The organism is Flavobacterium sandaracinum, from assembly GCF_004349135.1.
In the GTDB taxonomy this organism is placed as follows: domain Bacteria; phylum Bacteroidota; class Bacteroidia; order Flavobacteriales; family Flavobacteriaceae; genus Flavobacterium; species Flavobacterium sandaracinum.
Window position 1 is genome coordinate 59,971 of the sequence record NZ_SMFN01000015.1, and the last position, 14,141, is coordinate 74,111.

The 14,141-nt window shown below is 36.0% G+C and carries 11 protein-coding genes and 1 pseudogene; 2 read left to right on the plus strand and 10 right to left on the minus strand.

The genetic code is table 11. From position 1 onward, the window contains the following. Positions 1 to 28: 28 nt before the first annotated feature. From secG to E0F91_RS12565, 10 genes and pseudogenes are all read right to left on the minus strand, one after another. Complete coding sequence (secG, locus tag E0F91_RS12520) at positions 29 to 358, minus strand: preprotein translocase subunit SecG (protein ID WP_073352718.1); 330 nt, start codon at positions 356 to 358, stop codon at positions 29 to 31. A 3-nt stretch (positions 359 to 361) separates the two neighbouring features. Continuing rightward, complete coding sequence (locus E0F91_RS12525; protein ID WP_132066811.1) at positions 362 to 1,213, minus strand: tetratricopeptide repeat protein; 852 nt, start codon at positions 1,211 to 1,213, stop codon at positions 362 to 364. 82 nt (positions 1,214 to 1,295) lie between these two features. Beyond that, entirely contained in the window at positions 1,296 to 1,799 is a 504-nt protein-coding gene (locus tag E0F91_RS12530; RefSeq protein ID WP_132066812.1) for an LptE family protein, read from the minus strand. Positions 1,800 to 1,896: 97 nt separating this feature from the next. Further along, on the minus strand, positions 1,897 to 3,153 hold the full coding sequence (locus tag E0F91_RS12535; protein WP_132066813.1) for a sigma-54 interaction domain-containing protein: 1,257 nt from the start codon (positions 3,151 to 3,153) through the stop codon (positions 1,897 to 1,899). 49 nt (positions 3,154 to 3,202) lie between these two features. Continuing rightward, positions 3,203 to 3,483 (minus strand): annotated as a pseudogene (locus tag E0F91_RS12540) (GxxExxY protein). 165 nt (positions 3,484 to 3,648) lie between these two features. Further along, positions 3,649 to 5,094, minus strand: coding sequence for a tRNA (N6-isopentenyl adenosine(37)-C2)-methylthiotransferase MiaB (gene miaB / locus E0F91_RS12545; RefSeq protein WP_132066814.1), 1,446 nt, complete (start codon positions 5,092 to 5,094; stop codon positions 3,649 to 3,651). A 709-nt stretch (positions 5,095 to 5,803) separates the two neighbouring features. Then, on the minus strand, positions 5,804 to 6,595 hold the full coding sequence (locus E0F91_RS12550) for a hypothetical protein (RefSeq protein ID WP_132066815.1): 792 nt from the start codon (positions 6,593 to 6,595) through the stop codon (positions 5,804 to 5,806). A gap of 24 nt (positions 6,596 to 6,619) precedes the next feature. Beyond that, positions 6,620 to 7,348 carry an MIP/aquaporin family protein gene (locus E0F91_RS12555; RefSeq protein ID WP_132066816.1) on the minus strand — a complete coding sequence of 243 codons (729 nt, stop codon included), beginning with the start codon at positions 7,346 to 7,348 and terminating at the stop codon, positions 6,620 to 6,622. Positions 7,349 to 7,372: 24 nt separating this feature from the next. Continuing rightward, positions 7,373 to 8,869: a glycerol kinase GlpK gene (gene glpK / locus E0F91_RS12560; RefSeq protein ID WP_132066817.1), complete on the minus strand. Its 1,497-nt coding sequence runs from the start codon at positions 8,867 to 8,869 to the stop codon at positions 7,373 to 7,375. Between the two features lie 22 nt (positions 8,870 to 8,891). Then, a complete protein-coding gene (locus E0F91_RS12565; protein WP_132066818.1) occupies positions 8,892 to 10,472 on the minus strand; it encodes a glycerol-3-phosphate dehydrogenase/oxidase in 1,581 nt (526 codons plus the stop codon). A gap of 155 nt (positions 10,473 to 10,627) precedes the next feature. Here E0F91_RS12565 and E0F91_RS12570 point away from each other — a divergent pair, with 155 nt between their 5' ends. Both E0F91_RS12570 and topA read left to right on the plus strand, forming a co-directional pair. Then, complete coding sequence (locus E0F91_RS12570) at positions 10,628 to 11,401, plus strand: DeoR/GlpR family DNA-binding transcription regulator (RefSeq protein ID WP_132066819.1); 774 nt, start codon at positions 10,628 to 10,630, stop codon at positions 11,399 to 11,401. Between the two features lie 211 nt (positions 11,402 to 11,612). Then, positions 11,613 to 14,141: a type I DNA topoisomerase gene (gene topA, locus E0F91_RS12575; protein WP_132066820.1), complete on the plus strand. Its 2,529-nt coding sequence runs from the start codon at positions 11,613 to 11,615 to the stop codon at positions 14,139 to 14,141.

The window sequence follows — 14,141 nt, forward strand, 5'->3', positions numbered from 1 at the left end:
TGGCATTTTTAAAATAGGAAATGTATTTTTATTTTGCTGGATTTGTTGCAGCTGGTGTGTTTTGAATTGGTGCTACTGGTGCAGTTGTAGTTGTATTGTCAATGATTTTAGAATCAGTATCACTCAAAGTTCCAGTGAAGCTTAAGCTTGAAAGAAGAATAAGTGCAATAAGTATAGTTGCTAATGTCCAAGTGCTTTTGTCTAGAAAGTCAGTTGTTTTTTGTACGCCACCTAACATCTGAGAACCACCTATTGTAGAAGATAATCCACCACCTTTAGGGTTTTGAACCATGATAACTACGATTAATAGAAAACAAACGATAGTTATTAAAACTAAAAAAATTGAAAATGTGCTCATTGTTTAATTATTATTATGTTGTAAAATCTTAATATCCGATATGCGGTCCGCAAAGAAACTACTTTTTTCTGGATATTTCAAAATTAATATTTCATATGCTTGAATCGCTTTTTGATATTTTTTTTGTTCCAAGTAGACACGGGCTAAAGTCTCTGTCATCAAATAAGAATTATCAGCCGCATTTAGATCAAAAGCAACAGCAGAAGGCACGCCGTGCTTTACAGGTGAAATCTTTGGACTGGTTTCAATAAACTTATCAATTAATTCTATTTTTTTCCTTTTATCAGCATCTATAATAGGAGCTGGTTGATTTTTAGGGTCCTCACTTTCTCTATTTATAGGTTCCGTACGCGAGAGTTGTAGCCATTCTTGAAAGGAATGTTGTTCCTTTTTGGAGAAATCCAACGGTGTACCAATGGCTAATTTGTCTTCAACTGTTGTTGAATTGTCCTGTTTTTCAATAGGAGAAGCTTCTTTTATTGAACTCAGAATGGAATTTTCTAATGTATTTATTTTAAGTTCTGATTTTTCTTCCGCAATAAGAACTTCACTATCTACCACTTGGATTTCGAGAATTTCCAATACTTTTCTGTCGTATAACTCTTTGTGAATAGAAGTAAAAGTATCGGATGAAATAAAATCAAATAAAACGGATCTGTCCGCTGAATATGCAGCTGCTATTTTTAAGGCAGGATTGTATTTATAACTATTCTGATTGTACAATCCTTTTAACTGAACCGCTCTGGCACTTTGAAAATACGGAAACTCATGGAGTACTTTTTCCAAAGATTCTGTTTGCTTTTCATGGATAGCATCGGGTTTGTTAATCAAGTAAGTATAATCGGTTACGTTCATAAAGTTCATTCGTTTATTAGTTCATTCGTTTATTTGTTTTCCGAGTATCCGAATCAACAAATTAACGAATCAACACCTAAATTTACCATTTAGCTAATGATTCATTAAAAATATCTTGTGTTATTCTTTCAAAAATTTCTTTTAAAGCTGCGTTCAAAGTAGCACCTGTTAATTGTTGTTCTGCTGGATAATCAAAGAAAAAGGTAAATGGTTTTTCAAAATCATCGGTTTCTTTTTTCTTATTGGTGAAACGTACGTTTATCCGAATCGTTAATCTATTTTGAGCAGCCCTTTGATCTGCCGTTGCCGTCATTGGACTAACTCTGTAATCTACGATTTCTCCCTCGTAAGTTAAATCAGCACCATTGTTGACTAAATTTAAATTCGTTTGATTTTGGATCAAATCTTGTAATTCTAATGTGAATGTTCGATCAATTCCAGGCTCAATTAACTCCGCATTATTTTGAAAAAATCCAACTTGAAAAGTTTCTGCATCAATTTTTCCAGTTCCGGTAAAGTTATAAACGGAGCAACTATTGCTACTCAATATAATTATTGAAAGGAGTATTAGTTTTATATGTTTCATTTTCTAATTTAAAAATTGCTTGGTCATTTATAAAGATGGGTTCAAATATATTCATTTTCAATCAAACGATTTACCACTTTGTGTTTTTGTAAAAAAACTACAAATCAAATTGCTTGATTTTTCGATACAACGTCCTTTCTGAAATGCCCAGCTCATCGGCGGCAGCTTTTCGTTTTCCTTTATTTTTTTCTAATGATTTTTTTATCATTTCAATTTCTTTTTGCTCTAAACGCAAGGTTTCTTCTTCTTCAATTGTTTCTGCAAAAAGATAATTATCATCATTCTCTTGGTAGATGTCTTCGGTGTTTTGGGAAGCGATTAAGGCTGATCTTGGTTCTTCTTCAAAATCGATTTCACTATCATTTTCTTTGGAACCGTATATTTTTTTAATCAAATTCTGATTGGTCTCTTGCACTTTTGAACTTCCGTTTTGAATTAGTTCTAGCGTTAGTTTTTTTAAATCATTCAAATCACTTTTCATGTCAAAAAGAACTTTGTATAAGATTTCCCTTTCGGTGCTAAAATCACTTTCGCTTTTTTTGTCTTTTATAACGGACGGTAAATTGCTTCCCTGGGCTGGCAAGTAAGATTGTAATGTCACAGCAGATATATCTCTATTGGTTTCCAAAACGGAGATTTGTTCCGCTACATTCCGCAATTGTCTAATGTTTCCGCTCCAACGAAATTTCTGCAATAATTGAATCGCATTTTCGTCTAGTTTCAAAGGAGGCATTTTATATTTATGGGCAAAATCAGCAACAAATTTTCGAAACAATAAATGAATGTCATCTTTACGATCGCGTAATGGTGGTAAAGTAATGTCTACCGTACTTAAACGATAATACAAATCCTCACGGAATTTTCCTTTTTCAATGGCATCGAATAAATTAACATTGGTAGCAGCCACAATTCGGACATCTGTTTTTTGAACCTGTGAAGAACCTACTTTGATAAACTCCCCATTTTCAAGAACACGTAACAAACGCACTTGCGTAGTAAGGGGTAGTTCGCCTACTTCATCTAGAAATATAGTTCCGCCGTCAGCTACTTCAAAATAGCCTTCGCGTGTATTTGTTGCACCTGTAAAAGCGCCTTTTTCATGTCCAAAAAGTTCACTGTCAATCGTTCCTTCAGGAATAGCGCCGCAGTTTACGGCAATATATTTCCCGTGTTTTCTATGCGAAAGCGAGTGAATAATTTTAGGGATATTCTCTTTCCCTACGCCGCTTTCTCCCGCTACTAATACCGTAATGTCAGTAGGAGCAACCTGAATTGCTTTTTCTATTGCACGATTAAGTTTTGGGTCATTCCCAATAATCTCAAATCGTTGTTTTATAGCTTGAACTGTATCCATGTTTTATTTCTCAACCACAAATTACACAAATTTTCGCAAATTTATAATTTTATGTATTTATTAATCTTTTGTGAACTAACGATTTATTTTGAAAGTTTGCTATTATTCCAATGGGAGTGTCGGCTAATTTCATATAATTTAATGTTTGTGCAAGACGATCTTTATTGATTTCTTTTATTGATTTTACTTCTAAAATAATATCACTATAAAATCATCGTTAAATTTACTACGCAAAATCTCACCTTTATAATTAATCGAAAATTCTTTTTGTCTTTCAAAAGGAATGTTGTTTTCCCTGAATTCAATTTCTAAAGCATCTTTATATGTAATTTATAGTCATCCAGGGGCAAGATTTCCATACAATTACCAATTATTTTATAAGTTTCTAGTTCTCTATAACTTTCACTGATAATATTTTTTTTGCCACAGATTACAAAGATTTAAAGGATTTCAAAAACCTGTAAAAATCTTTTTAATCTGTGGCGAACTTTTTCCTTAATTCATTTCACTCAAACCAACTGCTTCTCCTTTCAAAGTTCCGCTGGTACAAGAAGTAATTCTCACATTGACAAAATCACCAATCTTGTAATTCTCCTTTGGAAAAACCACTGTGATACTTTGGGAATTTCTTCCTGAAAACTCTTCTGTTGATTTTTTGGAAACTTTCTCTACTAAAACTTCTACGGTTTGACCAATGAATTCTTCACTGCGGAACCAAGCGTGTTTTTGTTGTAAATCGACAATTTCTTGTAATCTTCTGGCTTTCGTTTCTTCGGGTACATCGTCTTCCATTTTTCGTCCTGCTAAAGTTCCCGGACGTTCCGAATACGAATACATATAACCAAAATTATACTTCACATAGTCCATCAAACTCAAGGTGTCTTGATGATCTTCCTCTGTTTCTGTTGGAAAACCTGAAATCATATCTTGCGAAATCGAGCCGTTTGGTATAATTCTTCTTATTTTATCAATCAAAGTCATGTATTCTTCACGTGTATGCAAACGATTCATCTCCTTCAGAATTCTGTTACTACCTGATTGTACTGGTAAATGAATGTGTTTGCAAATATTGGGATGTTTGGCAATCACATGCAAAACACTTTCGTGCATGTCCTGCGGATTAGAGGTTGAAAATCGGATTCTCATTTTAGGAAAACCAACGGCTACCATTTCTAGTAACTGGTCAAAATCTACTGCTGTAGCTTTTTGCATTTCTGATGCTGTTGCAAAATCCTTTTTCAAACCGCCCCCATACCATAGGAAACTATCTACGTTTTGTCCCAAAAGCGTAATTTCTTTAAAACCTTTGTTCCACAAATCTTGAATTTCGGTCATGATACTTTGCGGTTCACGGCTGCGTTCACGTCCGCGAGTAAAAGGGACTACACAAAACGTACACATATTATCACAACCTCGCGTGATAGAAACCAAAGCTGTAATTCCGTTGCTCATCAATCGAACCGGCGAAATATCCCCGTAGGTTTCGTCTTTTGATAAAATTACGTTTATTGCATCGCGTCCTTCCTCCACTTCCATTAAAAGGTTAGGTAAATCTTTATACGCATCTGGCCCCACAACGAGGTCTACAATTTTTTCTTCTTCCAGGAATTTGTCTTTCAATCGTTCAGCCATACAGCCCAAAACGCCGACTTTCATTTTTGGATTAATGCGTTTCACCGCATTGTATTTTTCTAAACGTTTCCGAATAGTTTGCTCAGCCTTGTCCCGAATAGAACAAGTATTGACCAGAACTAAATCGGCTTCTTCTAGAATTTGTGTTGTATTGTATCCGTTCCCTGATAAAATAGAAGCTACAATTTCACTATCCGAAAAATTCATCGCACAGCCGTAACTTTCTATAAAAAGTTTTTTAGTATTCTCGGGTTTATTTTCTAAAACAAGACTTTCGCCTTGTTTGCTTTCTTCAATAATCTTCTCCATGGGGTAATTTAAAGTGCAAAGATAAGTGAATTCCAATAAATATGACAAGATGTCAGATTAAGAATTAACATTGTTTTAAGGCATTTTTCCTAGAGAGCAATTTCTCTTCTTTCGTTTCAATCCGAGCCTTTTGGGACTCACAAAAAAGGAAAGTGCCAAAGTTCTAAAAAGAGCTACTGTTAGTCACTTTAGTAAAACATTAAACTTTTGCTTTTTTTCAGGCTTTTCAATGTAATCGGGGCTAGGGTAGTTTGGATTTCTAGTTGTTTTATAACAATTAAAAATTTTAATTTTCATTTATGCGATGTTTTGTTTTTGACAGTGAGAAAGATATTTTTCTAAACAGGCTCCTTATAGTATGGCAAATAAACTACTGTTACAGGAAATAAGGGAGTGGAGGCGGATGACCGCTAAGAATAAATAAGGAATTAATTTTTCGATCTCGTTGTGCTGAGAGTTCAGTTTTCTTTGTGTGTCCAAATTAATTTCTGCCAAGATAGCTGAAAGGGATACTTTTCACTGTGCATTTAAAAAAGTGATAGTTAGAAAAAAATGTTTTTTACAAACAAATGGAAATAAAGATTCTTGAATTTTTTTTGTATAAAAGCGATCTTAAAGGACTAAAAGTCAATTTTGTTGAAATAATGTGGTCAGGTAATTTCTTGACTCTTAAAAAGTAATTTTTGGGTGATATCGTAAAATTAAATAATTAGAATAAACCAATGTCTAATTGGATTCTTGCAATTTTGTTAGCCGGATTCCACAAGGCAGTTGCTGATACCGGTAATTTGTAAGTAAAGATTTCGATATTTTTAGTAACGGTTAGTCCTGCATTGACAATATCAAAACTGCTTTCTATTTTGTTCGTATACAGGTGTTTGTTTCCAATGATAGGAAGGGCGACTCCCAGAAAGATGTTTAAATTCACTTTCTGATCTCTAATTACGGGGTAACTCAATTCTACATAGGTCGAGTACCTGCTTTGATAATAGTTGCTCTCGTTTAATTGACGATCATTTAAGCCGCTATACAACAGTACGTCGGCTTCAATTCGCAGAGGAAAAGCTTTTGGGAATCGATAGGATGTCCTTAAGTCAAGGAGGTGTGTGGTACTGTTTTTATCGTAATTAAAAACTTTTGGTGTTTCAATTCCAGTGGTATTGAATAAATCCCACAAGGCAATGGAGAAATTGTTTTTCTGGTATTGAACAAAATAATTTATTTCAGTGTAGTCTCCATCAAATCCCGCTCCTCCCCAAAACCCTACGGTAAAGTTTCTTTCTTTGCCTAGGGCATAATGGAGGTAACCAGTGGCGGTCATGCCGTCATTGATTATTAGTCCTCTCCATAAATGACTAGTTCTAAGATTAACATTAAAGTCTAATCGAGGTATTTTTGTCTCTTCAGTAGGGTTGATTACTGTATCTGAAATGGCTGTGTTTTGAGCATGGCTAGCCCACGCTGTAATTAAAATTACAGCGACAGTTAGTGCTTTTTTCATTTTTTGATTTATTTAAACGAGGTTTTAAATAAGCATTAAGTAAAGTAATGCTGCTAAATTTGATCCGATGATAGGGCCTAGAATAGGAACCCAAGCATAACTCCAGTCACTGTTCCCTTTAAAAAGGATGGAATGTACAATTCGAGGGCCTAAATCTCTAGCGGGATTAATAGCATATCCGGTTGTTCCACCAAGGCTTAGTCCAATAGCCCATACTAGAATAGCAACTGGGAGAGCGCCTATTGAACCAAGTCCAATTGTAGCATCAGCGGCAACTGCAATGCTTAGATTTGGTTCTGAGAGATAAAAAATTACCAAAATTAGGACGAAGGTTCCTATAATTTCGCTGATTAAATTAGAGGAATAATTACGGATTGCCGGCATTGTACTAAAGCAAGCTAATTTCCCACCTTCTTCTTCGGTAGCGGCAAAATGATCTTTATGAGAGAGCCAAACTAAAAAAGCGCCTAGCATAGCGCCAATCATTTGAGCGACAATATAAAATGCTACTTGGCTCCAAGCAAATTTACCTACTAGTGCTAATCCAAGGGTTACTATAGGGTTTAAATGTGCGCCACTTACCGGTCCTGCTACAACGACACCTATAAAAACGGCAAATGCCCATCCGGTGGTGATAACGATCCAACCTGAATTGTTTCCTTTTGTTCCTTTAAGAACTACGTTTGCAACTACGCCGTTTCCTAATAAAATCATTAACATTGTACCAATTACTTCTGCTATAAATGGAGTCATATTGAGTGTTTTTGAGGGTTACAATTAATCTTCGATCCAGTTTTCTGCGCGGCCAACGGCTTTATCCCAGTTTTTTACTAGTTGATCCACTTCTGCTTTTGGCATTTCTGGAGAAAACACGCGGTCAACAGACCATTGTTCCTGTAATTCGTCAATACTTTTCCAGTAACCCACAGCTAGTCCTGCTAAGTAGGCTGCTCCTAGCGCTGTTGTTTCAAGCATTTTAGGTCTTATAACATTAAAGCCGAACAAATCAGATTGAAATTGCATCATCAAATTATTAACTGCTGCACCCCCATCTACTCTTAATTCTTTTCCTTTTTTTCCAAAATCAGCTTCCATTGATTTTACTAAATCATATACTTGGTAGGTAATTCCTTCTATAGTTGCACGCGCGATGTGCGCATTTGTGGTTCCTCTTGTAATACCGAGAATAGCTCCTCTAGCATATTGATCCCAATGCGGTGCGCCTAAACCGGTTAAAGCAGGCACGAAATAAACACCTCCATTATCGGGGACACTTGCCGCTAACGCTTCGATGTCTTCGGCAGAATCGATCATTTTTGCACCATCGCGTAACCATTGCACTGCCGCTCCGCCTACAAAAACACTTCCTTCTAAGGCGTATGTTGTTTTACCGTTGATTTTCCAAGCGACGGTAGTTAGTAAATTGTTTTTAGAATAAACAGGCTTTTCACCTGTGTTCATTAGCATGAAGCAACCTGTTCCATAGGTGTTTTTCACCATTCCTGGTTCCGTACATAATTGTCCAAAAAGCGCTGCTTGTTGATCTCCTGCTACTCCTGCAATTGGAATTTTTGTAGAAAAAAGGGTTGTACTAGTTTCTCCATATATTTCGCTGCTTTGTTTTACTTCGGGTAACATGGATCTTGGGATATTGAATAATTCAAGTAACTCAGTATCCCATTCTAAGGTATGGATGTTTAACAATAAAGTTCTACTCGCATTCGAAACATCAGTCATGAACATTTTACCTCGAGTTAGTTTCCAGATCAACCAGGTATCTACAGTTCCAAAACACAGCTTTCCTTGTTCTGCCTTTTCACGGGCTCCTTCTACATTGTCTAAAATCCACTTTACTTTGGTTCCAGAAAAATAAGCATCTAAAACGAGTCCTGTTTTTTTTTGAATCATGTCTGCATGTCCAGTTGCTTTTAATTCATTGCAATATTTGGCCGTTCGCCTGTCTTGCCAAACAATGGCATTATATAATGGTTCGCTAGTTTCTCGATCCCAGACTATTGTTGTCTCCCGTTGATTCGTAATTCCAATTGCCGCTATTTCTTTTCCGGTAATCCCTACTTTTGCAATAACTTCTGCAGCACAACTAATTTGGGAAGACCAGATCTCTTTTGGGTCATGTTCTACCCATCCTGGTTTTGGAAAGAGCTGTTGAAAAGGTTTTTGAGTAATGCTTACGATTTCTCCGCCATGGTTGAAGACGATCGCTCTAGAGGAGGTGGTTCCTTGATCTAGTGTTAAGATTAATTTGTTTTTCATAATTATAGATTTAGTAATAGTATTATTTTTTGTAACCAGACAAAAGAAATCCGTTAGCAAGCGTTTTGAACTCTTCTATTTGATTTTGTGTCCAGATTTCGTCATGGCCAAGTTCCTTAGCTAATAATTGCGCTACTTTTTCACAAGAAGCTATTGCTGCTCGGGCATCTAAAAATAGTAAACGAACTCGTCTCGCTAATACGTCATCAATGGTTCTGGCCATTTCATAGCGAATAGCCCAAGCAACTTCTGCCATAGTGTATTGGTAATTAGGGTGTAGTTTTTCTTTTAGTTCAGGTTCTTGGTTTTGTAATTCCATTATTTTAGGAATATCTGTGCCGTAGATATACAAATGATTTTCTCTGTCTTTTGTATTTGTCACTTTGTGTCCGTGAATTGCAACATGCTCCGTATTACATTTCTTTTTTGGTAAATTACGTACGCGTATTGCCTTATCAATTATGTCTTCGGCAATTTTTCTGTAGGTAGTCCATTTTCCTCCAGTAATTGTTATTAGTCCCGTATCAGACACAATTATCTTATGGCTTCTGGAAACTTCTTTGGTACTTTTCCCTGGCTCTTCTGGCGCGGCTAATGGTCGGAGTCCTGCATAAACAGAAAGAACATCAGCACGCGTAGGTTTTTTTGCTAAGAATCTTTGGGCTGTTTCTAAAACAAATTCGATTTCAGCTTCTAAAGCAATTGGCTCTAAACTATGACTTTTCATTAAGGTATCTGTCGTTCCCACTACTATTTTGTTATGCCAAGGCACTGCAAATAAGACTCTTCCGTCACTTGTTTTTGGGATCATCAAGGCGTGATCACTTGGCAGGAATGATTTATCAAATACAAGATGTATTCCCTGACTTGGAACAATGTATTTTTTATAAACAGTATCGTTTAATTTCATTATTGCATTGGTAAAAACTCCGGTTGCATTTATAATGGCTTTTCCTTTTAATTCGAATAGCTCTCCCGTTTCTTGATTTTTTACCTGAACTCCCTTGACTTGATTGTTGCTGTCTTTTACTAAACCAACAACCTTAGTATAATTTAAAAGACAAGCGCCTTTTTCTACGGCAGTTTGAGCGATGTTTATAGCTAATCGCGAATCGTCAAATTGACCGTCTTGGTAAATGACGCCACTTACTAATCCCTTTTGCTCTATTGTGGGGAGCAATTCAATTGTTTTTTTCTTTGAAATGTATTTGGATCGACCTAAACTTAATTTTCCAGCTAACAGGTCATAGATAGTAAGTCCGAGGGTGTAGAAATAACCGCCCCACCAGTTGTAATTGGGTATAACAAAGGATTGATTTTTTACTAAGTGGCCAGCGTTTTGAGCCATTAAGCCTCTTTCTTTCAGAGCTTCTCTAACCAGAGCGATGTCTCCTTGTTCAAGATAGCGTACGCCACCATGAACTAATTTAGTGCTTCTGCTCGAGGTTCCCTTTGCAAAATCGACTGCTTCCACTAAGATGGTTTTGTAACCTCTACTGGCAGCATCAAGCGCAGTTCCAAGACCGCTGGCGCCTCCGCCAATTATGATTACATCCCATTCTTGAGTTTGTTTTAATTTAGATAATTGTTCGTTTAATTTCATAATGTGTTTTTTTTCTGCAAATTACATACATTTACTTTCACATTACAAACATAACGAAACAAAACGAAACTTTTGTTTTTTTGGTAAAAATCTAGTGTTAAAATTGTATTTTTAAATATATATACGTTATAATTGTGTAATAATAACTCAAAAATATGGTTTTGATTAACAGAAGACAGCAAGATATACTCAATGAACTAGACCAAAAGGGGTATGTAAATGTGGTTAGTTTGTGTGAAACTCATAATGTTTCAACCGTTACCATACGAAAGGATTTGAATTTTTTAGAAAATGAAAAACTTTTGCATCGCACACATGGTGGAGCTAGTAAAAAACCGTTGTATGCTTTTGAGCGAAATATAGATGATAAAGAGGAACTGCAAGTCGAGCAAAAAAAACAAATTGCAGCAGAGGCATTAAAGTATATAAGTGATAGTGATTACATTATATTGGGTTCAGGTTCCAACATTCATTATTTGTCTCAGGTCATCAAAGGCTTTCAAAAACTCACGGTGCTTACCCCTTCGCTAAAGGTTTCCTTAGCTCTTTGTAAAGAAGCCAACATTGATACAATACAATTGGGAGGCGATATTCGAAACAGTTCCACTTCAGCTGTAGGTCCTATTGCAGAGGCTATTTTGAGTCAGTTTTCCTGCAATAAATTATTTTTGGGAACAGACGGTGTTCATTTAGAATTTGGTTTAAGTACTTCTAACGCATTGGAAGCACATTTAAATCAGGCTATGATTGATGTTGCTGAGAAAGTTATCGTTCTGGCGGATTCAACAAAAATGAATACTAGAGGTTTTGGTAAAATTTGTAATTTAAACAAAATCGATGTGCTGATTACCGATGATGGAATTGATATCGAAACAAAAATGAAACTAGAAGAAATTGGAATAAATGTTGTTGTAGCGGGTGCATTATAGTTATGCTATTGGAATCTAAATGTTTTTATACACTCTAATTGAAAAGACCGTAGATTCCAGATTTTGGTAGTGTTGTGATTTTTGTATGGTTTAATTGCGGTGTGGTTCTGTCTGTTTTAAACCTTCTTTTTGTCGAGAAGTTTGACTTTTAAAATTTAAAAAACTCAAAATTTAAAAAAAACTTCTACTTTTGTTGCAGAAAAATAGAGCAATGGCAAAGAATTTAGTTATCGTAGAGTCCCCTGCAAAGGCAAAAACAATCGAGAAATTTTTAGGGAGTGATTTTCAAGTGGAGTCGAGTTATGGGCATATTGCCGATTTGCCCTCCAAAGAAATAGGTGTAGATGTAGAAAATGGTTTCAAACCTAAATATGAAGTTTCTGCTGATAAAAAAGCGCTGGTTACTAAATTAAAAGGACTAGCTAAAAAAGCTGAAATGGTTTGGTTAGCAAGTGATGAGGATCGCGAGGGTGAGGCTATTTCTTGGCATTTGTCCGAAGAATTAAATTTAAATCCAGCCAAAACAAAACGTATTGTTTTTCATGAAATTACTAAAACTGCGATTCTAAAAGCGATTGACAACCCGCGTGAAATCGATTATAATCTAGTCAATGCACAACAAGCTCGAAGAGTTTTGGATCGTTTAGTTGGGTATGAGTTATCGCCCGTTCTTTGGAGAAAAATAAAGGGCGGACTTTCAGCAGGTCGTGTACAATCGGTATCCGTTCGTTTGATTGTGGAACGTGAACGTGAAATTCAAAACTTTAATGCAACTGCAACCTATTCGGTTGTAGCCGAGTTTACAAATGAATCTGCAAAAATATTCAAAGCTAAACTACCTAAAAATTTCAATACTAAAAAAGAAGCCGAAGATTTTTTAAATAAAAATATAGGTTCTACATATAAGGTAGCCGATTTAGAAACTAAACCTACCAAAAAATCACCAACGGGTCCATTTACTACATCAACTTTGCAACAAGAAGCCGCTCGTAAACTGTATTTACCTGTTGGAATTACGATGCAATTGGCGCAACGCTTGTACGAAGCCGGACTGATTACCTATATGAGAACAGATAGTGTAAATTTATCCAAAGATGCGATGGAAGCTGCTCAAGCTGAAATTATCAAATCCTACGGAAAAGAATTTTCTAAGCCGCGAACTTTTGTGAATAAAAGTAAAGGAGCTCAAGAAGCGCACGAGGCCATTCGTCCAACAGATATGTCCCGTCATACCGTGGATATCGATAGAGATCAAGCGCGTTTGTACGATTTGATATGGAAAAGAACCTTGGCTTCACAAATGAGTGATGCGCAATTAGAGCGTACTAACGTGAAAATTGAAGCAAACAATCACGGGGAAATCTTTACGGCCTCAGGAGAAGTTTTGCTTTTTGAAGGTTTCCTGAAAGTGTACTTGGAAGGTCATGATGACGATGAAGAAGAACAAGAGGGCATGTTGCCTGCAATGAAAGTAAACGAAAAATTACAGAATAATTACATCACAGCTACGGAGCGATATTCTCGTGCTGCTGCAAGATATACGGAAGCTTCCTTGGTAAAAAAACTAGAGGAATTAGGAATTGGTCGTCCGTCTACTTATGCGCCAACGATTTCTACTATTATTAACAGAAATTATGTGGAGAAAGGAAATCTTGACGGTCAAGAACGTAACTATACACAATTGACGCTACAATCCGGCAAAGTAGGAGAGAATTTATTGAAAGAAAATACAGGTTCTGATAAAGGGAAATTAGTCCCTACAGATATTGGAACGATTGTTACGGATTTCTTGGTTAAGAATTTTGGAACTATTTTAGATTATAATTTCACTGCCAAAGTAGAACAAGATTTTGATGAGATTGCCGAAGGAAATATTGTTTGGACAAAAATGATGAAGGAATTCTATGATAAATTTCATCCAAATGTAAAAGACGTAGAAGCTAATGCTGAGCGAGAAAGTGGAGAGAGAATTTTAGGAATAGATCCAAAAACAGGAAAGCCGGTTTCGGTACGTTTAGGTAAATTTGGACCTATGGCTCAAATTGGAGCTCCAGATGATGAGGAGAAAAAATTTGCTAGCTTAATGAACGATCAAAATATTGGAACAATAACTTTAGAGGAGACATTGAATTTGTTTTTGTTACCTAAAAATTTAGGAATCTACAAAGACGAAGAAGTAGAAGTGAGTAATGGTCGTTATGGTCCTTATATTCGTTACGGAGCCGCTTTTGTTTCTTTACCGAAAGGGGAAAATCCTTTGGACGTAGATTTTGCAAGAGCACAAGAATTAATTGATGAAAAAGCACTTGCTGATGCACCAATAGCTGTCTACAAAGGGGAAGGAGTTCAAAAAGGAGTTGGGCGTTTTGGTGCTTTTATCAAATGGGATGGTTTATTTATCAACGTGAGCAAAAAATATAATTTTGATAATCTTTCTCAATCGGATATCGAAGCGTTGATTGAAGATAAAATACAAAAAAACATTGATAAGGTTCTTCATAATTGGGAGGACGAAGGGATTTTGGTCGAAAAAGCCCGTTGGGGACGTTCTGTTATTACCAAAGGAAAAATTAAAATTGAACTAAGTAAAGATGTTGATGCCGCGAAACTGACATTAGCAGAAGTTCAGGAAATGATTGCCAAGAAAACGCCAGCCAAAAAAGTAGCTGCCAAAAAAGCACCTGCAAAGAAAACAGTGACAAAGAAAACAGCAGTTAAGAAACCCGTAGCAAAAAAGTAA

Excerpts from the sequence above, each read along its gene's own strand:
- E0F91_RS12555 (WP_132066816.1), bottom strand. The coding sequence starts at position 7,348 with ATGACTCCATTTATAGCAGAAGTAATTGGTACAATGTTAATGATTTTA.
- E0F91_RS12525 (WP_132066811.1), bottom strand. The coding sequence starts at position 1,213 with ATGAACGTAACCGATTATACTTACTTGATTAACAAACCCGATGCTATC.
- E0F91_RS12530 (WP_132066812.1), bottom strand. The coding sequence starts at position 1,799 with ATGAAACATATAAAACTAATACTCCTTTCAATAATTATATTGAGTAGC.
- topA (WP_132066820.1), top strand. The coding sequence starts at position 11,613 with ATGGCAAAGAATTTAGTTATCGTAGAGTCCCCTGCAAAGGCAAAAACA.
- E0F91_RS12535 (WP_132066813.1), bottom strand. The coding sequence starts at position 3,153 with ATGGATACAGTTCAAGCTATAAAACAACGATTTGAGATTATTGGGAAT.
- glpK (WP_132066817.1), bottom strand. The coding sequence starts at position 8,869 with ATGAAAAACAAATTAATCTTAACACTAGATCAAGGAACCACCTCCTCT.
- E0F91_RS12550 (WP_132066815.1), bottom strand. The coding sequence starts at position 6,595 with ATGAAAAAAGCACTAACTGTCGCTGTAATTTTAATTACAGCGTGGGCT.
- E0F91_RS12565 (WP_132066818.1), bottom strand. The coding sequence starts at position 10,472 with ATGAAATTAAACGAACAATTATCTAAATTAAAACAAACTCAAGAATGG.
- E0F91_RS12570 (WP_132066819.1), top strand. The coding sequence starts at position 10,628 with ATGGTTTTGATTAACAGAAGACAGCAAGATATACTCAATGAACTAGAC.
- secG (WP_073352718.1), bottom strand. The coding sequence starts at position 358 with ATGAGCACATTTTCAATTTTTTTAGTTTTAATAACTATCGTTTGTTTT.
- miaB (WP_132066814.1), bottom strand. The coding sequence starts at position 5,094 with ATGGAGAAGATTATTGAAGAAAGCAAACAAGGCGAAAGTCTTGTTTTA.